Origin of the sequence: Pseudomonas sp. EA_5y_Pfl2_R50 (assembly GCF_963970475.1) — a bacterium.
In the GTDB taxonomy this organism is placed as follows: domain Bacteria; phylum Pseudomonadota; class Gammaproteobacteria; order Pseudomonadales; family Pseudomonadaceae; genus Aquipseudomonas.
Genome location: NZ_CAXAPT010000011.1, coordinates 110,904 through 131,542, shown reverse-complemented (window position 1 = coordinate 131,542; position 20,639 = coordinate 110,904). Strand labels below are relative to the sequence as shown.

Below are 20,639 nucleotides of genomic sequence, written 5' to 3'. Positions count from 1 at the left end.
CAGCTTCCTTTTTGACGTTCGGGGGTATTAAAAAAACAGTTTGCGTGCCAGTTGTGCACTGATCTCGCTGCGATAAATGGCGATCACTTGCGGGTTGGTCGTATCTGCACTGACCTCGAAGGCGCCCGCGAGCAAGCGTTGTCCGCTGGTTTTCAAATGGGCGGCGGTAAAGTTTTCCACCGGCCCATCCGGCGTGGCGTAGTGGAAGTGCGCGTACCACAGAGCCTTGCGGGTCTTCCGGTCACGAATCTCGTATTCCTTCAGATAATCCCGGCGCGGCCCCTTGAGTCGACGCCGTCCCGCGGTGGGCACGATGTCGATCTCGTCCTTGCTCAGTAGCCATTCGATGCGCGCGGCGGTGGGCGGCTGCTGTTTGATCATGTCGACCCGTAGTCGATAGCCCTCGGCATTCAATCGATCACGGGCCTGTTGCAGTTCGCTTTTCAGTTTCGTGCCGCTCAGGAGCTGGCTTTCAGTGGTATCGGAGCTGCTCAGGGCGCGTTCCAGAGCACGGGCGCTCTGATCGCAGTGTTCGCCTTTCTGGCGTAACAGATCCTCGATTTCCACCGGGATACGGCCAGCTTTCTTCGAACTCGTCTCGGTTTGCCGAATGAAATTGTCCAGCTCGTCGAGCAGTGTCTGCCCCTGGACCAGTTGCGCATCGAGCGTGAGCTGGGCGGCGGGGCGGCGAGGTTTGGTGGGCACGCGCTCGACCCACATGCCCGGCGTCTTTTCATGGAACGTGGCGATGACTTTGCCGGTCATCGGCGCGCGCACCTCCAGCAGCACGGGCTCACCCGGCGCCGAGGGCCGTTCCTCGCCGACGACCGTGCCTTTGAAGCGTGTCTTGACCACCCGTTTGCGCGGTGTCCGTGCAGGCTTCGAGGGGCCCGGTCGGGGCTCCGTCGGAACCTGCTCGCGCAGTAACTGCGCCAGATGATCTTCAGTGGTTTTCTGAAATTCGCCGATGCGCTTGCGCACATGCTGAAACGGCTGCTCAAGCACGGCTTCCTTGTGGTCGAGGGCGAAATCATCCAGTGCCTGGTCGATGGCGACAAACTGTTCGAGCAATCCGTCGAAGGCTTCGACGCGTTCGCCGATGGCGGTGGGCGTGTCTTCCAGCATCAATTCCTGAGAGGTCTGAATCGTCAGATTGGTGGTGTCGAGCAGGCGCGAAAAGTCTGCCCGGGCCTCGCCCAGTGCAGCGCTGTCGCCTTCCTTGAGGCACACCTCGCTGGCCAGGGAAACCTGCAGCGACTTGAGGTCGTTGACGCTGAATGCCGGCAAGCGCTGGCGGTACTGCACAACGACTTCGGCGGCACTGCGACCCAGCCGCTCCAGTGCCTGAAACTTCAGCTTTGCAAATTCGATCTTGTTGATCACGCCTTCGGTCAGGTCGACCATTTGCTCACACAGCGCACGATTTCCGGTGCCGACGCTGGTTTCTTCGGCCTCCAGCAGGGCCAGCGTGTCGCGCAGGGTCTGGACGAATGCGGGGTTCTTCTGATCGAGCCATGTCTGATTGAGATGCAGCTGGGTTTCGAGCATCGAGACCATGGCCTGACGGTAGTTGGGTACCGTGTCCAGCAGACTCAAGGCCTTGAGCTGTTCCATCGGCAGATCGTATTGCCGGGAGCGGGTTTCGAGCATTTCGAGAAACGCCTGCTGCAGTCCTGGCGATGCCTGGTCGCTGGCGCTTTTCATTTTCTGGTAGGCGGCGATCAGCTCGGTTTTGGCACTTTCGCGCTCGTTATCGAATTCGACCAGATGCTGCTTGAGATCGGCGATGCGTTGTCGGTTTTGCTGCTTCAGTGCTTTGCGCCGGGCCGACAAGCCGCCACCACGCAGGCGTAATCGGGTATCGACGAACCACTGGCCGCCGGTATTGTTGATCAGTGCAGGTCCGTGGCGTACAGGCTGCTGGCGAGTGTCGATCATTGCCACCGCGCCCGTGTCATCGACCGCCACTTCAAACCAGCGTTCGCCAATCGGCACGTAGTAGCGAGTGCCGAGGCGATGCAGGTGACGGTAAAGACCACTGGTGCTGTCGGGCGAAACCATTAATGGCGGGCGGGGGATCGCGAAGCTTTCCAGCGTTTGCGTAAGGCTCAAGGCACTATCGGTAAGCACGCTGGTGCGGTGTTGCGCCGGGTTCGAGTCACCGGTGATATCGGGCAAGCGGACAATGCTCAAAGGCGCCTGCGGTTTTTCCTCAAGGCGGGCCTGGTTGGCGTCCGAGGTTTTTTTCTCAAGGCCTTTGGTACGCGACTGGCGGGTACTGGCGTGATGGGCGAGCACCATTGCGAGGATCAGCAGCAGGTCGGTCATGGCGCTGAACTGTTGCTGTTGATCATCGCGCTCGACAGCGTCGAGGGTCTGCTGCACGTCGTCCAGCACCTGCCAGATCCAGGCAACGGTACCGACCGTGCGGCCGAGAAAAGGCAACGCGGCGTTGAAGATCATCCAGGCACTCTGCTTGAAAGTTGCCCAGCGGTTTTGCGCATTGGACACCGATTGCCGGTCCGCCAGTTCGACCAGCGCATCGGTGTTGGCCTTGAACAGGAAGGCCAGATAATCGCCGTCGATAACCCGCGAGCCCAGGGCCAGCGTGCCGCCCATCTGCAGCGGGGTCAGCGGGTCTGCCAGTAACTGCGCAAGCGACCAGACCGACGGCAGGCTGCCGGTGAGCGCGTAGCTGGCGTAGTTGCTCGTTACGCTCTCGGGTAACCAGGCCAGCACCGATTGACGCAGCGTCGCCGAGTGCTTGATGGCGTAGATCAGGTTGGTCGGTGTCGGGTATTGGCTCAAGGGCTGAGCGAGCAGGGGCCGGTAAAGCAGGCAGGGCCCTTTGTCCATTTGCCGGGGGCCGATCACGAACATGTTGGCCACTTCATCCGGCGCACCCACCAGGCGCCAGCCGGGATTGAACGCCAGTGGGCGGATGACGATTTCCTGACCATCGACCCAGCGATTGGCCTCGAGCGGCTGAACCACCGCAGCGACATAGCGGTAGCCCAACTCGTCGATCCCGTACTTGCCTTGAATCTTTTGCTGCAAGGCCAGCAGCGGTAGCTCCACGCGCAAGTGACGGGTAAACAACGTCTGCCGGCGCAGGCTTTGCGCAGGATCGTCGAGCAGTTTGTTCTTGATCAGCGCCGGGTAGGTTTTGCCAATGTCGACGCTGACGATCAACGCTTCCAGAAAAGTCACCGTCATCCACGACGGCAGCGTGGCCTTGCTTTTGCTGCGCACGATCTTGTTACCCAGCGGCTCGGCGATCAGGTTTTGCAGCGCCAGGTCGACCAGGCTCAGCGTGGTGCGCTCCGGCTCCATCAGCGGCACGAAGGTGCCCCAGACCACGACGCTGTCGACTTCGATTTCGATGTCCGCCAGATTCACTGTCGTCGCGTCCGCGTGTTGTTTGAGCATGGCTTCGCGCAGGCTGTCCAGGGCGAACTCGCGGATCGGCTTGATGCCGTCCTCAAACGATTGGCCCTTGCTTTGCGTGCGCACGGTCGCCAGGTCCATCAAGTGACGGCTGTATGCGGTGAGGTCGGCGGGCGAGGCGTCGATCATCCAGTCCGGCAGACTCTGCTCGACCCGGTTGAATTGCGAAGAGGCCTTTTTGTCCGTGGGGTCGAGTTCGATGTTGGCCTGGCTGATATGCGGGGCCGGATCGCGCGTTGCGGCATCGCTGTCCTTGGCCAGTGCGCCGATGGCGTCGGCTTGCAGGGCAACCAGGCTGCAGGCCAGATGATCGAAGTAATTGCCGTCGGGTTCGATCAGTCGCCATTGCAGAGCGTTGCCGGGTTTCTTTCCATCGGTATACCTCGCCAGCGATTCGCCGAGCGCCGACAGCGTGTCGTGGCGCTCAAAGCCAGCGGTCACGGTGTGCGAGATGATTACGGTACGCGCGCCTGCGGTTCCGATCAGCACGGCCATGTCGAGGGTGTTGAAGTGGCTCGTAACGCCCTCTTCGCGAACGTAGTCGAGGTCGATCAGGCAGGCGCGTGATTGATAGCGGTCGGCTGTCGCGCGCGCGTCTTTTTCCGGGTGGGCGAACAGGTGGCGGGCCATGCTGACCTCGTCACTGCTCCAGTCCGGCCCGGCGTCGACGTTCCAGCAATCGCGCAGGGAGTTGGATAACTGTTTCCAGCGCGGTGTCGAGGGCATCACAAGCTGATTCCAGTAACCGATCTGCTGTTCTTCAAAGGCAAAAAACAGCAACGGCGCCAGTTCGTTGAGCAACTGCCCGATGGCCTCGATGCTGACAGGCATCTGCACCGTGACGGGCGCGGCGAGGTCCTGGGTGAGGTAGTGCTCACCATCGAAATAACGCACCGTGCTCGACGTCACGCCATGACGGACCAAGGCATCGGTGAGTGATTCATAGTGGACCGGTCCGGGGTGGACGTGCTCTTCGTCAACGCGCCAGGTGGGCGTCACCACCAGCGCCAGGCGCGGATCGATATCGAGTTGCGGATAAAGGCTTTTCAGTGCCGGCAGTAATGCCTGCGTGGCGACTTCGCGGATCGACGGGCCGGCCACCAATTGGGTGAGCAAATTGTCCTGATCATTGGAGAGGTCGAGGTCGAGGTCGAGGTCGGCGGCGGTGCTGGAATCTTCGCTCATGGTCACTTCCTGTGAGGTGGGCGTCGGCACCGTCGGGCGTTCGGTGCGCGTTCCGTTGCACGTTAGTGACGATCAGGGTCGGCGTGGCGGTATATAGATATCGCGGGCAAAAAAAGACCTGCACGCAGGCAGGTCTTTGAGAGGGCGAAAGTGCGGGTCAGGTGCCGGACTTGATCCTGGTCCAGGCCCGGGTGCGTGCCCGCTCGGCATCCCGTGGCAGCGGTTGCAGGGTATAGAGCGTACTCATCGCCGCATCGGTCGGGTACAGGTTGGGGTTGTTGCGGATCGCCGGATCGACCAGGCCGGTGGCGTCCTTGTTCGGGTTCGGATAGCCGACAAAATCGCTGACCGGGGCGATCACCTGGGGTTGCAGCAGGTAGTTGATGAAGGTGTAGGCGTCTTCGGTGTTTTTCGCGCCTTTGGGCATGGCGAGCATGTCGAACCAGATCGGCGCGCCTTCCTTGGGCAGACGCATGTCGACCACCACGCCGTTCCTGGCTTCCTTGGCGCGGTTGGCCGCTTGCGAGAAGCTGCCGGAATAACCGACCGCCACGCAGATGTCGCCGTTGGCAATGTCGGCCATATACTTGGACGAATGGAAGTAAGTCACGTAGGGGCGGATCTTCATCAACAGCGTTTCAGCCTTGGCGTAATCCGCCGGGTTCTTGCTGTTCGGATCGAGGCCGAGGTGCTGCAGGGCCAGTGGCAGAATCTCCGACGGCGAATCGAGCAGGGCGACGCCGCACTGCTTGAGCTTGCTGATGTTCTCTTCCTTGAAGATCAGATCCCAGCTATCAATCGGCGCGTTGTCGCCCAGCGCCGCTTTCACCTTGGCCGGGTTGAAGCCGATCAGAATGGTGCCGTACATGTACGGCACGGCGAATTTATTGCCCGGGTCGTTGGCTTCGATCAGCTTCATCAGTTTCGGATCGAGGTGGTTCCAGTTCGGCAGCTTGCTGCGGTCCAGCGGCTGGAATACCCCGGCCTCGATCTGCTTGGCGAGGAACACGTTGGACGGCACCACCACGTCGTAGCCGGAGTTGCCGGTGAGAAGCTTGGCCTCCAGCGCTTCGTTGGTGTCGAAGATGTCGTAGACCAGTTTGGTCTGGGCGTTCTGCGCCTTGAAGTCTTCCAGTGCCTTGGGCGTGATGTAATCGAACCAGTTGTAGACGCGCAGGGTGCGTTCTTCAGCATGCGCGGCAGTGCTCAGGAGCGCAGCGCACAGGACTGGCGCGATAACGTGCTTGAGGGTTTTCATTGCTCAAAACCTTCCAGCACGTTCACCGCGTTGATGCCGATTTCTTCCACGGCGTAACCGCCTTCCATGACGAACAGCGTCGGCTTGCCGAGGGCGGCAATACGCTTGCCCATCGCCAGGTAATCCGGGCTGTCGAGTTTGAACTGCGAGATCGGATCGTCCTTGAAGGTGTCGACGCCAAGCGAGACGACAATGATATCGGCGCCATAGCGGTCGATCTCGTCGCAGGCTTGATCCAGCGCCGCGCTCCACACATCCCAACCGGAGCCGGCCGGCAGCGGATAGTTGAAATTGAAGCCTTCACCGGCACCTTCGCCGCGCTCATCGTCATAGCCGAGGAAGAACGGGAATTCTGCTTCCGGATGACCGTGGATCGAGGTGAACAGCACGTCACTGCGCTCGTAGAAAATCGACTGCGTGCCGTTGCCGTGGTGATAGTCGACGTCGAGGATCGCGACCCTCTTGTGGCCCTGATCGAGGAACGCCTGCGCGGCAATGGCGGCGTTGTTGAGATAGCAATAACCGCCCATCAAATCGCTGGCGGCGTGGTGGCCCGGTGGACGGCACAGGGCGAAGGCCGCACGGGCGCCGCGCTGGATTTCCGCTTGGGCGGTGAGGGCAACTTGCGCGGCGCTGTAGGCGGCTTGCCAGGTGCCGGCGGTGATCGGTGCACCGCCGTCGAAGCTGTAATAGCCGAGCTGACCGTGCAGGCTGGTCGGTTTGATCGCACGCAACGTGCGCGCCGGCCAGGTGTAGGGCAGCAAGTCGCCGTCGGTGTTGAATTCAGTCCAGCGATCCCATGCGCCCTTGAAGAAGTCGAGGTAGTCGCGGCTGTGGATGCGAGCGATGGGCTCCAGACCGAAATCCGCTGGTTCTTCGACCGCGCCCAGGTTCTGGTTTTTTACGCGCTGCAAGACGTGGTCGGCACGCGACGGCATTTCGAAGCACGGCTTGAGCTGGCCATCGATGAGTTCGCAGCGGCCATGGTGCAGGTGGTGATCGTCTGAGTAGATCGTCAGCATTTGTTGTTCTCCGCAGGGCTGATTCGGTTGCCCCCAGTGTTGCGGCGTGAAGCGAATCGGAAAACGGCAGGAAAGGCCAAAAGGGGATTGATGTGGCCAAAAACTCTGACCGAAATTCGCCCCTCGATGACGCCGATTCGGGGATGAAATACAAAACCGTTGTGGGAGGCGCCGTGCTTGCGCATCTGATTTTCAGTGCGGTCTGAACTGGCTCGGTGCTACGCCACTCCAGCGCACGAACGCATGGCGGAAACTCGCGGTCTCGCTGAATCCAAGGGTTTCGGCAATGCGATAGATCGGCAGTTGATCCTCACACAGCATCTGCTTGGCGCGCTCGAAACGCAGCTCATCGAGCAGTTCCTGATAACTGCTGCCCATGTCCTTGAGATGCCGACGCAAGGTGCGCGGTGAGCAGTTCATCTGCTGCGCCAGTCCTTCCAGTCCCGGTGCGGCATTCAGTTGAGCGCTGAGCAATTGGCGGATTCGCCCGAGCCAGGCCTGGCGCCCGGTGAATTCCAGGTTCTGTTTGCGGCAGCGCTCGGCCATGGCTTGATGGGTGATGGCATCCGCCAACGGCAGCGGCTGATCGAGCCAATGTCGATCAAAGGCAAATGCGTTGTCTTTGGCGCAGAAGTGCAGCGGCGAGTTGAAGTGCTCGGCATAGCTGTCGCGGTAATCCGGCGCTGAGTGTTCGAACCGCGTGGCAAGCAATGGCAGCGGATGCCCGAGCAAGTCATCGCAAATCACTTTCAGCGAGACCAGGCAGAACTCGGCATTGAACGCCGCCATCGCCGGGCTCTCGCGATAATCCGCCGCGACGAACCAGACGCGCTCACCATCCTCTTCCAGGCTTAGCTCGAAAAGTGTTCCCAACAGCGCTGGATAGCGAATCGCCAGGCGCAAAGCGTCACCGAAGGTGGCACAGGTCAGCAGGGCGTAACCGAGGATGCCGTAGCAGGAAACGTGCATGCGCCGGCCCAGTTCCAGACCGATATCGTGCTTGAGCGCGACCGCGTTGGCGCAGACCTGCATTTCCTGATTGGTGGTGATGCGCGTGTCGGCGCGGTTCAGATCCGCTGCACTGATGCCGCTGCCGGCCAGCAGCGCCTCGCTCGACAGGCCTTCGGCCTTGAAGGTGTTGAGGATCAGCGAGACCGCATTGAGGGTGGTGAGGTGAGAGTGCAACATAAAAAGTTTCCGGCCATGGACGGTAAATCTCAGCAATTTATGTGCCGTTCACCTCGATTGATGAATTGAAGATTAAATAATGACAAAATTTTCAATAGCAAACAGGAGGCTGTTTTTAATAAGTCATTTGTTTGATTATCTTTAGTTGGTTTTTTGGAAACTTTATAAAGCGTTGTGTATGCCAATTTTAAAGTTGAAGCCGGTTGACGTCTACTGTCAGAAATTACAGGTTTTTTAACGATTTTCTTGCCGCTCGTCGTATATGTTTATCACGATTATTTTTTTACAGGGGGTTGAGTCGGGACTAAGTTGCCATTGCGCTTCTCGCTGAGAGGATATGAACTTTAATTGATGAGTTAGAAAGGAGATTTATATGAGTCGTTCAAATTCTGAAAAATATACGGCGGAATTTTTCAAAGGGATCAAAATGGCAGCTGAGGGTCAAATCAAAGTTAAAGTAGATGAAGTCGAGCAGACGTATCCGGTTAGCCGCGCCGAGGTGCGCGCAAATGAAGTTGTTATGGAATTCGATATGCGTGGTGGGAATCCGAACCTTAATCACTTCATTTATCTGGTTATTAACAAGTCCCTCTTGAGTCAGAAAGTGAACTTCACCGCACCGGGTGTACCAGTCTACTTCTTATTCCAGAACTCTACACAAGAGTGGTTGGCAGCAAGTGGCTGGATTCGTGTCGAGTGGCAAGAGGGCAGCAAGAAAATCGAAGGGTTGCTGGATGACATTGATGGTGGACGGGAAGGGGACTCCAGACTTTCCAGCGGACAATTTTCAGTGACATTGAGTTGATCGTTCAAACCTTCCTGCAAACAGGTTTGCAGGAAGGTTTGATTATGTTGCCAACGCTGATCAGAGGCGTTCACCGCAAAGGTCAAGTTCGATGAGTCGGCGCACTTCCTGCGTTTCAAGCCCTGCACCAAGCAGTCCATGAAGCTTGCCGAACGCCGCCTCGCGCGTCATACCACCGCCAGACAAAACGCCAACTTCACGCAAACGGCTGCCCGCTTCATACACATCCAGCTCAACCCCACCTTCATGGCACTGCGTGACCGCGACCACCACCACACCGTTGTCTCTCGCACGGCCAAGGCTGGCGAGAAACGTCGGGTTGTCACTCGGCCCGGTGCCGCTGCCGTAGCACTCCAGCACCAGACCCTGAATGCCGCTGTCGAGCAGACCGTCGAGGACTTCCGCGCTGATGCCCGGGAACAGCGGCAGCACGGCAACCTTGGCCAGTTGCCTGGGCTGGTTGTAGCTTAACGCCGCAGGAATCGAAGGGGCTTTTACCCCGCCACCCTGACGTTCCAGGCGCTTGAATGGATGACGCCCGAAGCTGCGCACTTTCGCGCAGCGGGTCGGCGCCAGCAGTTCGCCGTGGAAGTACAGGTGCACGCCCGGCGCCAGACCTTGGCCGAGGGCAACCAGTGCGCCACTGAGGTTCTCCCAGGCATCGCTGTCGGTGACGCCCGCTGGCAACATGGAGCCGGTGAAGCATACCCGTGCATGCAGGCCGAGCAACTGGAAGCTCATCGCCGCGGCGCTGTAGGCCAGGGTGTCGGTGCCGTGCAGGATCAGCACGCTGTCGCAGCCTTGCACGTCAACGGCATCGACCACCGCTTCGCGCAGTTGCTGCCAATAGGTCGGGGTCATGTTGGCGCTGTCGATCAGCGGCGACATCTCGCGAAAGCGCCACTGCGGCACCACCAACTCAGGCTGGCTGTGCAGATAGTCACGCATCCGCGCTTCGAAACCGGACGCCGGGGCCAGACCATTTGCGCTGGCCTGCATGCCGATGGTGCCACCGGTGTAGAGCACCATGACGTGTTGGGCGGCGGGATAAGTCGAAGGGTTCATAGGATTCTCCGAAACGATGAGTTCCTGTGGGAGCGAGCAGGCTCACTCCTACAGGTTATTGCATCACAATAACTGACGGGCGCAGGGGATGCGTCCGTCATTTACCTGTCAGCGTTGCGCTGCAGGTACGCCTTGCGGCTCGGCTTCGGTCTTGCCGGGAGCCGCAGACGGGTTGGTCGGCCAGGCCTTCAGGTCCAGGTCCAGATCGGTAAATTTGCTGGAGTCGAACACGGGCTGTTTGACGCCGGCGCGGCGTTGCGCGTCGTAGTCACGCATCACACGCATGCCGACCTTGAACAGCATGGCCAGGGCCACGAGGTTGACGAAGGCCAGGCAGGTCATGGTGATGTCGGCAAAAGCGAACACGGTCGACAGGTCCTGCATCGAGCCCCAGACCACCAGCGCCAGCACCAGGCCGCGGAACACCATCAGCGCGGCGCGGTTGCGGGTGAGGAACTGCAGGCTGTTTTCGCCCAGGTAGTAGTTGTAGAGGATGCAGGTGAAGACGAACAGCGACAGCGCGACGCTGACGAACATGCGACCCCAGTCACCGACCACGGCGGCCAGCGAGTTCTGGGTCAGGACGATACCGTCACCTTCGAAGCCCGGGGTGTAGAAGCCCGAGAGCAGGATCAGCAGCGCGGTGCAGGTGCAGATCAGGAAGGTGTCGAGGAACACGCTGAAGGCCTGAACCACGCCCTGCGCGCCCGGGTGCTTCACCGCAGCCACGGCGGCAACGTTCGGCGCACTGCCCAGGCCCGCCTCGTTGGCGAACACGCCACGCTTCACGCCCATGACGATGGCGCTGCCGAGCAGGCCACCGAAGGCCGGATCGAGGCCGAAGGCGCTCTTGAAGATGGTCTCCAGCATGGCGGGCACGTGTTCGATCTGGGTGCCGATCACGTACAGGGTCACGCCGATATAGGCCAGGGTCTTGATCGGTACCAGCAGGTCGGACACCGAGGCGATGCGCTTGATGCCGCCGATGAAGGTGATCGCCAGCAGCACGGCCAGGACGATGCCAGTGTGTTGTGGGTCGAAGGCAAAGGCGTTCTGCAGCGAGTGGGTCACGGTGTAGGACTGCAGGCCGATGAAGGCGAAGCCGTAGGTGACCAGCAGCAGGATCGAGAAAACCACCGCCATGCCTTTGAGCTTCAGGCCGTGCTGGATGTAGTAGGCCGGGCCGCCACGGTACAGGCCGTCGCCATCGGCGCGCTTGTAGACCTGAGCCAGGGTGCATTCGAAGAAGCTGCTGGACATGCCGACCAGAGCGGTCACCCACATCCAGAACACCGCGCCCGGACCACCGAGGGTCACGGCGATGCCGACACCGGCGATGTTGCCTGCACCGACACGGCCGGCGAGGCTGAGCATCAGGGCCTGGAACGAGCTGAGTTGCCCGGCGCTGCCTTTGAGGCTGTCGCGGAACACCGCGAACATGTGGAAGAAATGACGCAGTTGAACGAAACGCGAGCGAATCGTGAAGTAGCTACCGAGCCCGACAATGAGCACGATCAGTACTTTCCCTGAGAGGAAGTCGTTAATGACTTCGAGCATGGATTTTTCCTCGCTGTTTATTGTGTAAGCAAATGCTGGATGGAAGAAACATCGTGTTACACCGGTGTGCACACGGCACCACAGGTGAGGCGAAGGTTTCGTCCCGTTTCCATTTCGCGGGTTTGTTATTAGTTCGGGTTTCACATGGGTTGTGGCCTCGTTACCGACGACCGCTCATGCGAAGAGGGGCGGCACTATACCGATCAGTGGCGCGCCCGTCTGCACAGTCGTGGTGCAAGCGACGAAACGAGGCTTTGAAGCACCCGGCGTTACCGGCGCCGGGCTTGTACAGAAACTGCTCTTTTGTGGGAGCGGGCTTGCTCGCGAAAGCGGTGTGTCAGGTTCATTGATGCTGACTGACGCGACGCGTTAGCGAGCAAGCCCGCTCCCATATAAAGCAGTTTCCGGACATACGGGTCTCAGGATCAGAAAGTTAAAAAAAAGGGCCTGGGGACTAAATCCCCAAGCCCTCAAAAGGTGAGAGGTGTCTAGTCCCTCGACCTGGTGAGCGGTGCTAACAGTTACGTGTCGGTTCAGGCTTTGAGCGGAACCAGACGCGGAGCAATCATGTTTTCCGGGCGCAGGATGTCGGCGAGCATGGCTTCGTCGAGCAGGCCTTCTTCGCGCACCAGTTCCAGCACGCCGCGGCCGCTTTCCAGAGCGAGACCGGCGATGCGGGTGGCGTTTTTGTAGCCGATGTACGGGTTCAGGGCGGTAACCAGACCAATCGAGTGCTCGACCAGTTCACGGCAGCGCGCTTCGTTGGCGGTGATGCCGACGATGCAGTGCTCGCGCAGCATGTCCATGGCGCGTTGCAGCAGGCGGATCGAGTCGAAGATCTTGAAAGCGATCAGCGGCTCCATCACGTTCAACTGCAGTTGGCCGCCCTCGGCTGCCATGGTCAGCGCCAGATCGTTACCGATGACCTGGAACGCCACCTGGTTCACGGCTTCCGGGATGACCGGGTTGACCTTGCCGGGCATGATCGAGCTGCCTGGCTGACGCGCTGGCAGGTTGATTTCGTTGATGCCGGTGCGTGGGCCGCTGGACAGCAGGCGCAGGTCGTTGCAGATCTTCGACAGCTTGACCGCGGTGCGCTTGAGCATGCCGGAGAACAGCACGAAGGCACCCATGTCGGAAGTCGCTTCGATCAGGTCGGCGGCTGGAACCACCGGTTGACCGCTGATCAGCGCCAGACGCTGTACCGCCAGCGCTTGATAGCGCGGGTCGGCGTTGATGCCGGTACCGATGGCGGTGCCACCCAGGTTCACTTCAGTCAGCAGTTCCGGGGCCAGCGTCTTCAGACGGGCCAGGTCTTCGCCCATGGTGGTGGCGAAAGCACGGAATTCCTGACCCAGGGTCATCGGCACGGCGTCTTGCAGCTGGGTCCGGCCCATTTTCAGGACGTGATCGAATTCTTTGCCCTTGGCCGCGAATGCCTGAATCAGGCTGTCGAGGCTGGCCAGCAGGGTGTCGTGACCGAGCAACAGGCCCAGACGGATTGCCGTCGGGTAGGCGTCGTTGGTCGACTGCGCCATGTTGACGTCGTCGTTCGGGTGCAGGTACTGGTACTCGCCTTTCTGGTGACCCATTGCTTCGAGCGCAATGTTGGCGATCACTTCGTTGGCGTTCATGTTGGTGGAAGTACCGGCGCCACCTTGAATCATGTCGACCACGAACTCTTCGTGGAAGTCGCCGCGGATCAATCGCGCACAGGCTTCGCTGATGGCAGCGTGCTTGGCTTCGCTCAGGTGACCCAGCTCGCGGTTGGCGTCAGCGGCGGCCTGTTTGACCATCGCCAGGCCGACAACCAGTTTCGGGTAATGCGAAATCGGAACGCCGGAGAGACGGAAGTTGTTCACCGCTCGCAGGGTCTGGATGCCGTAATACGCTTGAGCCGGTACTTCGAGGGCGCCAAGCAGGTCGTTTTCTGTGCGGAAAGATGCAGCGGAGGACATGATAGAAATCATCTCGATATGGACCCGGTCTATGCCGGAACGCTGCGAATGCTAGGCTTGTGGGGGATTTTGGGCCAATGCTGTTAAGCACTGCCCTATGCACATTCGGCATAATGCCCGTGTGACGCCGCGTGTGCGGCAGACGTGTGACCTGTTTTGGTGCGTGTCCGGGAGGACGTGATGAATCTGGAAAGCAAATGGCTCGAGGACTTCAGTGCTCTGGCCGCCACCCGCAGCTTTTCGCAAGCAGCCGAGCGACGCTTTGTGACTCAGCCGGCGTTCAGTCGGCGTATCCGCAGCCTTGAAGCGGCGCTGGGACTGACATTGGTCAATCGCTCGCGCACGCCCGTCGAACTGACGGCGGCGGGGCAACTCTTTCTGGTGACCGCGCGCACCGTGGTCGAACAACTCGGCGAAGTGCTGCGCCATCTGCATCATCTGGAGGGTGGGCAGGGCGAAGTGATGCAGGTGGCGGCGGCTCACTCGCTGGCGCTGGGTTTCTTCCCGCGCTGGATTGCCCAGTTGCGCAATGAAGGGCTGAACATCGCCACACGGCTGGTCGCGACCAACGTCGGCGATGCGGTGCATGCGCTGCGCGAAGGCGGTTGTGACTTGATGCTGGCGTTCTATGACCCGGACGCGGCGATGCAGATGGACCCGGAGATCTTCCCGTCGCTGCATCTGGGCCAGACCGAGATGTTGCCGGTGTGTGCGGCGGATGCCGAGGGCAAGCCATTGTTCGATCTGGAAGGCGATGCGAGTGTGCCGTTGCTGGCGTATAGCGCAGGCGCGTTTCTTGGGCGTTCGGTGAATGGCTTGCTGCGTCAGCGTCAGCTGCGTTTCACCACGATCTACGAAACGGCGATGGCCGACAGCCTGAAGAGCATGGCGCTGGAAGGACTGGGCATCGCCTGGGTGCCGCAGTTGAGTGTGCGCGCCGAACTGGCTCGCGGCGAACTGGTGGTGTGCGGCGGCCCGCAGTGGCACGTGCCGCTGGAGATCCGCTTATACCGCTGCGCGCTGGTGCGCAAAGCCAACGTGCGCCTGCTGTGGCGCAAGCTTGAAGGCGGCGCTGCCCAAAACTCTTGAACCCACCCGCAGCCCTGTGGGAGCGAGCTTGCTCGCGAAAGCGGTGTGCCAGACAACATCAATGTTGCCTGACACTCCCTCTTCGCGAGCAAGCTCGCTCCTACAGGGGGGTTGCGGTGTTCTGTCGCTGACCTTCAAGTCAATAAAACCGGGCTTTTGCGGCAGATGACAGATGGTCGTGCGGGGGGCTGTTTATTGCTTTCTTTGCGGTATACTGCGCGGCCTTCGGCCGGTACGTCCGGCCATTTTTCGCACAATCAAGCCACGCAACCTGCGTGGCTTGTTGTTTTATGACGCGCCTGCGGGCGCTCCAGAGAGAAGAGGCGCGACGATGAGTGCACTGGTTGGCGTGATCATGGGCTCCAAGTCCGATTGGTCCACCCTTAGCCACACCGCCGATATGCTGGAAAAGCTCGGCATCCCTTACGAGGTCAAGGTGGTTTCTGCTCACCGGACCCCGGATCTGCTGTTCCAGTACGCCGAAGAGGCTGAAGGCCGCGGCATCGAGGTGATTATCGCCGGTGCCGGTGGCGCAGCTCACCTGCCAGGCATGTGTGCGGCCAAGACCCACCTGCCGGTGCTGGGCGTGCCGGTGCAGTCGGCCATGCTCTCGGGCGTCGATTCGCTGCTGTCGATCGTGCAGATGCCGGCGGGCATTCCGGTTGCCACCCTGGCCATCGGCAAGGCCGGCGCAATCAATGCAGCCTTGCTCTCGGCGAGCATCCTCGGCGCCAAGCATCCACAGTTCCATGCGGTACTGAAAACCTTCCGTGCCGAGCAGACAGACAGCGTCCTGGACAATCCAGACCCACGTATTGCCTGAGGTTGTTGAGATGAAGATCGGTGTAATCGGTGGCGGCCAGTTGGGTCGCATGTTGGCCCTGGCGGGCACTCCGCTGGGCATGAACTTCGCTTTCCTCGACCCTGCGCCGGACGCCTGTGCGGCCGCGCTGGGCGAACACCTGCGGGCCGATTACGGCGATCAGGATCATCTGCGCCAGCTCGCCGATGAAGTCGATCTGGTGACCTTCGAATTCGAAAGCGTCCCGGCCGAAACCGTGGCGTTCCTCTCGCAATTCGTGCCGGTCTACCCGAGCGCCGAAGCCCTGCGCATCGCCCGTGATCGCTGGTTCGAAAAGAGCATGTTCAAGGACCTGGGCATCCCGACTCCGGCCTTCGCTGACATTCAGTCGCAGGCCGATCTGGACGCTGCGGTCGCTTCCATCGGTCTGCCGGCCGTGCTGAAAACCCGCACCCTGGGTTACGACGGCAAGGGCCAGAAAGTCCTGCGCAAGCCGGAAGACGTGGTCGGCACCTTCGCCGAACTGGGCAGCGTGTCCTGCCTGCTGGAAGGTTTCGTGCCGTTCACCGGTGAAGTCTCGCTGATCGCCGTGCGTGCTCGAGATGGTGAAACGAAGTTTTACCCGCTGGTGCACAACACCCATGACAGCGGCATCCTCAAGCTGTCGGTGGCCAGCACCGATCACCCGTTGCAGGCATTGGCCGAAGACTACTCGAGTCGGGTGCTCAAGCAACTCGACTACGTTGGCGTCATGGCGTTCGAGTTCTTCGAAGTCGACGGCGGCCTGAAAGCCAACGAAATCGCTCCGCGCGTGCACAACTCCGGGCACTGGACCACCGAAGGCGCCGAGTGCAGCCAGTTTGAAAACCATCTGCGCGCCGTTGCCGGCCTGCCGCTGGGTTCGACGGCCAAGGTCGGCGAGAGCGCGATGCTCAACTTCATCGGTGTCGTGCCGCCGGTAGAGAAAGTCCTCGCGATCGACGATTGCCATCTGCATCACTACGGCAAGGCTTTCAAGGCCGGGCGCAAGGTCGGCCACGCCAACCTGCGCTGCGCCGACATGGCCACGCTTGAAGCGCAGATCCTCAAGGTCGAAGCGCTGATCGCCGAGTAACGGCAGTTTCATGTGGCGGCGGCGGAACCATTCAGGGGCCGCCGTTCTCTCATGGCAGGATGCCAAAGTCTGACTAGGCTTTCGCATATCTACTATTCAGAGGGAAATGCCATGGGAATTATCGGAACCATCTTTATCGGCTTGATCGTCGGCCTGCTGGCGCGGTTTCTGAAACCGGGCGATGACAGCATGGGCTGGATCATGACCATCCTGCTCGGTATCGGCGGTTCGCTGGCGGCCACTTACGGCGGCCAGGCTTTGGGCATCTATCACGCAGGCGAGGGCGCAGGCTTCATCGGCGCGCTGGTCGGCGCAATCGTGTTGCTGGTGATCTACGGCCTGATCAAAAAGAACTGATCCAAAGCGACAAAGTCCTCTCTGTCAACGCGGCGGGGAGGGCTAGAATGCTCGGCGATTCAATGTTCCTTCCTTTCTATACCGAGCACCTTCATGCGCCGTCTTCTGTTGACTCTCCTTTTCCTGGGCAGCGGTTTGGCCCACGCCGGCGAACTGCCGGAAACCGACTGGCTCGAACTGATGCCCAAGTCGGATCAAAAGGCCCTTGAGGCCATGCCTGAAATCGATCACAACTCCCCGGAAGCGACCGGCACCTTCACCGAGAAGGGCGGGATGAAACAGGCCAAAGGTCTGCCGGCGGTGATGTATTCGACCAAAACCGTGGCATCGATGAACGACAGGCACATCCGCATCGGGGGTTACCCGGTGCCGCTGGAATCCGATGCCAAGGGCCGCAGCACACTGTTCTTCCTCGTGCCATATCCGGGCGCGTGCATCCACGTACCGCCACCGCCACCGAATCAGCTGGTACTGGTGCGTTATCCGAAAGGTTTGAAGCTCGATGACATCTATACGCCGCTGTGGGTGACCGGCACGCTGAAGGTCGAGAAGGTCAGCAATGATCTGGCCGACGCGGCGTATGCGCTGGACGCGGACAAGGTGCGGGTGGTGCAGGAGTCCGATCTCTAAGCGTTGTACACAACACATGTGGGAGGGGGCTTGCTCCCGAAGGCGGTGTGTCAGTCAATGGAGTTGTCGACGGACATATCGCTTTCGGGAGCAAGCCCCCTCCCACATTTTTAGAGCGGTTTGCTGGCGACACTGACACCCATGGTATGGCTCGCACCCGGTGCCAGCTTGACGATGTCGTCCATCACATTCGCCGTTTCGATGCACAACATGCGCTGCCAGCCATCGTTGTCCATGTCGGCCAGCGCTGCGGCGCGGTCGATCCACGGGTTCCAGATCACCGCCGTGCGTGAGCCGGTAGCGGTCAGCACAATGCGTCGCTCCCACGCCGGATCGACAATGCTCAGTTGAGGCGGCGCATCGAGGTAGATGCGGTCGGTTTCGCCGGCAAACTGCAAGTCGCCTTGCTGACTGTTGGTTTTCCAGTCATCCAGCGTCTCGATGTAATTCAAACCATCTACACCGTCGACGTGCACATTGCGCACATCACTGACCGCGAAATACGTGTGTAGCGCCTGACTCAGGCTGACGGTGTCACTGCCACGGTTATGGCTGGTCAGGCTGAAGCTCAGTTGTTCGGACAAATGCAGGGTCAGGGTCAGGTCAACCTGATGCGGCCAGCCCGGCAGGCCGCCTTCGGGACAAGGCAGCTTGAATTCGACCTTGACGCCGCCAGCCTCTGATTCGATGCCGCCCAGCTCCCAGTCCATTGCCCGCACCAGACCGTGTGCGGGTGCCGGTTGCTCACCGGCGTACATGGCCTGCACGCCCTGCGGGTTGCGTTCGAACTTGCCGAACCACGGCCAGCACACCGGCACGCCGGCGCGGATGCTTTTACCCGTCTTGAACTCTGCCTTGTCGTTGAGCCAGATGATCGGCGGCTGGCCGTCAATCTGATAACTGAGGATGTGCGCGCCTTGCTGGGCGACCAGCACTTCGGCCTGACCGTGGCGGATGCGCCAGCAGTTCAGTTCATCCAGTTTCACCGCTTCAACGTTGGGCGTGTTCATGGGACAACTCTCGATCAGACACTTGGGACGATTATCGACCGCGAAACGGCGGCAATGTTTAACGCGCGCGTGGTGGCACCGAGCGAGTGCGACCGCTGCCGTCGATGGCGACGAAGACAAAGACCGCTTCGGTCACTTTACGCCACTCGCTGGACAGGGGGTCGTCGCTCCACACTTCGACCATCATCTGGATCGAGCTGCGGCCGATTTCGAGGGTCTGGGTATAAAAGGACAATTGCGCGCCGACCGCGACCGGAACGAGGAATGCCATACGATCAATCGCGACGGTGGCGACACGGCCGCCAGCGACACGGCTGGCCATTGCAGTGCCGGCCAAATCCATCTGCGCGACCAGCCAGCCGCCGAAGATATCGCCAAAGCCGTTGGTTTCACGTGGTAGTGCAGTGATTTGCAGGGCCAGGTCGCCTTGCGGGATCGGATCTTCTTGTTCGAGCTCTATCATGCCGGGGGTGCCTCTGACCCGTGACTCTTCGTTGGTATTGCTGGTGGTAGCCGTCTTCAGGAAAAACGATTCAGCACCGAACATACTACGTTCGTCACGTTTTCCATAAGGCGCCTGAGAGGGAAACTCTGCGAAACCGGCTGGTTCCTCGCGCTAAGGCGACCAACGACGTTTTCGCACAGCAACCCCTTACAAACCGCAGCAGGTTGCGAGTATATCGGTCGGTAGACTCCACGACGACCATCCGGTTCTCATTTCGACCGTCAAATTCGCGCCTCTATGTGCCTTTTCGAACAATTTGCTATGGTGCCCAACCTGCCAAAGCTCCAGCCAGCGTTGTTGGAGTCGCAGATCCGACTATAAGAGAAGCCCTTGCCATGACCACAGCGCCTTCGAGCCTCGCGCAGCCCGAGCAACCCGCACGACCGTTGACCCGCAATGACTACAAGACTCTGTCGCTGTCCGCCCTTGGCGGCGCGCTGGAATTCTACGATTTCATCATCTTCGTCTTCTTCGCCACCGTGGTCGGCAAGCTGTTCTTCCCGGCCGACATGCCCGAGTGGCTGCGCCTGATGCAGACGTTCGGCATCTTTGCTGCAGGCTATCTGGCCCGTCCGTTGGGTGGCATCGTCATGGCGCACTTCGGCGACCTGCTGGGGCGCAAGAAGATGTTCACCCTGAGCATTTTCATGATGGCCGTGCCGACCCTGATCATGGGGCTGCTGCCGACTTACGCACAGATCGGCCTGTGGGCGCCGATCCTGCTGCTATTGATGCGCGTGATTCAGGGCGCAGCGATTGGCGGTGAAGTGCCGGGGGCGTGGGTCTTCGTTTCCGAACACGTACCGCACAAGCACATGGGCTACGCCTGCGGCACCCTCACCAGCGGCCTGACCGCCGGCATCCTGCTCGGCTCGCTGGTTGCCACGGCGATCAACAGCATTTATACGCCAGTGGAAGTCTCCGATTACGCCTGGCGGATTCCGTTCCTGCTCGGTGGCGTGTTCGGTCTGTTCTCGGTGTATTTGCGTCGCTGGCTGCACGAAACCCCGGTGTTCGCCGAACTGCAACAGCGCAAGGCACTGGCTGAAGAAGTACCACTGCGCGCGGTGCTGCGTGATCATCGCGGGGCGATTGCGATCTCGATGCTGCTGACCTGGCTGCTCTCTGCCGGCATCGTCGTGGTCATTCTGATGACCCCGACCGTCCTGCAAACGGTCTACCACTTCTCGCCGACCGAGTCGCTGCAATCGAACAGCCTGGCCATTGTGTTCCTGAGCTTCGGCTGCATCATTTCCGGCGCATTGGCGGATCGTTTCGGTGCCGGTCGCGTTTTCGTGTTCGGTTGCCTGGGCCTGCTGGCCAGCTCGTGGACCTTCTATCACAGCCTGGCCGATCACCCGAACTGGCTGTTCCCGCTGTACGCGCTGACCGGTTTTCTGGTCGGTACCATCGGTGCGGTGCCGTATGTGATGGTTAAAGCGTTCCCGCCGGTAGTGCGTTTCAGCGGCTTGTCGTTTTCGTACAACGTGGCATACGCGATCTTTGGCGGGTTGACGCCGATGGTCGTGAGTCTGCTGCTCAAAGAAAGCGCGATGGGGCCGGCCTACTACGTGGCGGTGCTGTGCGCGATGGGGATTCTGGTGGGGGCGTGGCTGTGGAAGAAGGGGCGCTGATGCGCAATCTCCA

The 20,639-nt window shown here is 60.3% G+C and carries 16 protein-coding genes; 7 read left to right on the top strand and 9 right to left on the bottom strand.

The window, feature by feature from the left end:
• Positions 1-27: 27 nt before the first annotated feature.
• The 4 genes from AACY19_RS19445 to AACY19_RS19430 form a co-directional block, all read right to left on the bottom strand.
• Positions 28-4,632 carry a hypothetical protein gene (locus tag AACY19_RS19445; protein ID WP_339453012.1) on the bottom strand — a complete coding sequence of 1,535 codons (4,605 nt, stop codon included), beginning with the start codon at positions 4,630-4,632 and terminating at the stop codon, positions 28-30.
• Between the two features lie 157 nt (positions 4,633-4,789).
• Positions 4,790-5,890 carry a polyamine ABC transporter substrate-binding protein gene (locus AACY19_RS19440; protein WP_339453010.1) on the bottom strand — a complete coding sequence of 367 codons (1,101 nt, stop codon included), beginning with the start codon at positions 5,888-5,890 and terminating at the stop codon, positions 4,790-4,792.
• On the bottom strand, positions 5,887-6,912 hold the full coding sequence (locus tag AACY19_RS19435) for a histone deacetylase family protein (protein WP_339453008.1): 1,026 nt from the start codon (positions 6,910-6,912) through the stop codon (positions 5,887-5,889). The genes AACY19_RS19440 and AACY19_RS19435 overlap by 4 nt, the downstream gene beginning before the upstream one ends.
• A gap of 192 nt (positions 6,913-7,104) precedes the next feature.
• Positions 7,105-8,100, bottom strand: a complete 996-nt coding sequence (locus AACY19_RS19430; RefSeq protein ID WP_339453006.1) for an AraC family transcriptional regulator — start codon at positions 8,098-8,100, stop codon at positions 7,105-7,107.
• Between the two features lie 373 nt (positions 8,101-8,473).
• Between AACY19_RS19430 and AACY19_RS19425 the strand changes: the two genes are divergently transcribed.
• Complete coding sequence (locus tag AACY19_RS19425; RefSeq protein ID WP_339453004.1) at positions 8,474-8,905, top strand: hypothetical protein; 432 nt, start codon at positions 8,474-8,476, stop codon at positions 8,903-8,905.
• Between the two features lie 60 nt (positions 8,906-8,965).
• Here the strand turns inward: AACY19_RS19425 and AACY19_RS19420 are convergent, their stop codons facing one another.
• The 3 genes from AACY19_RS19420 to aspA form a co-directional block, all read right to left on the bottom strand.
• Complete coding sequence (locus tag AACY19_RS19420) at positions 8,966-9,970, bottom strand: asparaginase (protein WP_339453001.1); 1,005 nt, start codon at positions 9,968-9,970, stop codon at positions 8,966-8,968.
• A 108-nt stretch (positions 9,971-10,078) separates the two neighbouring features.
• Positions 10,079-11,527: an alanine/glycine:cation symporter family protein gene (locus AACY19_RS19415; protein ID WP_339452999.1), complete on the bottom strand. Its 1,449-nt coding sequence runs from the start codon at positions 11,525-11,527 to the stop codon at positions 10,079-10,081.
• A gap of 533 nt (positions 11,528-12,060) precedes the next feature.
• On the bottom strand, positions 12,061-13,485 hold the full coding sequence (gene aspA, locus AACY19_RS19410; RefSeq protein ID WP_194935750.1) for an aspartate ammonia-lyase: 1,425 nt from the start codon (positions 13,483-13,485) through the stop codon (positions 12,061-12,063).
• A gap of 180 nt (positions 13,486-13,665) precedes the next feature.
• On the opposite strand from aspA, the gene AACY19_RS19405 reads away from it, so the two are divergent.
• The 5 genes from AACY19_RS19405 (at position 13,666) to AACY19_RS19380 (ending at position 17,477) form a co-directional block, all read left to right on the top strand.
• Positions 13,666-14,574: a LysR substrate-binding domain-containing protein gene (locus AACY19_RS19405; protein WP_123469962.1), complete on the top strand. Its 909-nt coding sequence runs from the start codon at positions 13,666-13,668 to the stop codon at positions 14,572-14,574.
• A gap of 331 nt (positions 14,575-14,905) precedes the next feature.
• The gene (gene purE / locus AACY19_RS19395) at positions 14,906-15,397 is read left to right on the top strand and encodes a 5-(carboxyamino)imidazole ribonucleotide mutase (RefSeq protein ID WP_007954291.1); all 492 of its coding nucleotides are present in this window, start codon (positions 14,906-14,908) and stop codon (positions 15,395-15,397) included.
• 10 nt (positions 15,398-15,407) lie between these two features.
• Positions 15,408-16,490: a 5-(carboxyamino)imidazole ribonucleotide synthase gene (locus AACY19_RS19390; RefSeq protein ID WP_339452986.1), complete on the top strand. Its 1,083-nt coding sequence runs from the start codon at positions 15,408-15,410 to the stop codon at positions 16,488-16,490.
• 111 nt (positions 16,491-16,601) lie between these two features.
• Positions 16,602-16,847, top strand: coding sequence for a GlsB/YeaQ/YmgE family stress response membrane protein (locus AACY19_RS19385; RefSeq protein WP_007920223.1), 246 nt, complete (start codon positions 16,602-16,604; stop codon positions 16,845-16,847).
• Between the two features lie 93 nt (positions 16,848-16,940).
• Entirely contained in the window at positions 16,941-17,477 is a 537-nt protein-coding gene (locus AACY19_RS19380; RefSeq protein WP_339452985.1) for a DUF3299 domain-containing protein, read from the top strand.
• A gap of 110 nt (positions 17,478-17,587) precedes the next feature.
• Here the strand turns inward: AACY19_RS19380 and AACY19_RS19375 are convergent, their stop codons facing one another.
• Both AACY19_RS19375 and AACY19_RS19370 read right to left on the bottom strand, forming a co-directional pair.
• Positions 17,588-18,487 carry a D-hexose-6-phosphate mutarotase gene (locus tag AACY19_RS19375; protein ID WP_339452983.1) on the bottom strand — a complete coding sequence of 300 codons (900 nt, stop codon included), beginning with the start codon at positions 18,485-18,487 and terminating at the stop codon, positions 17,588-17,590.
• A 58-nt stretch (positions 18,488-18,545) separates the two neighbouring features.
• The gene (locus tag AACY19_RS19370; protein WP_003229628.1) at positions 18,546-18,950 is read right to left on the bottom strand and encodes an acyl-CoA thioesterase; all 405 of its coding nucleotides are present in this window, start codon (positions 18,948-18,950) and stop codon (positions 18,546-18,548) included.
• Between the two features lie 377 nt (positions 18,951-19,327).
• Between AACY19_RS19370 and AACY19_RS19365 the strand changes: the two genes are divergently transcribed.
• Entirely contained in the window at positions 19,328-20,626 is a 1,299-nt protein-coding gene (locus AACY19_RS19365) for an MFS transporter (protein ID WP_339452981.1), read from the top strand.
• The last annotated feature ends 13 nt before the right edge of the window (positions 20,627-20,639 follow it).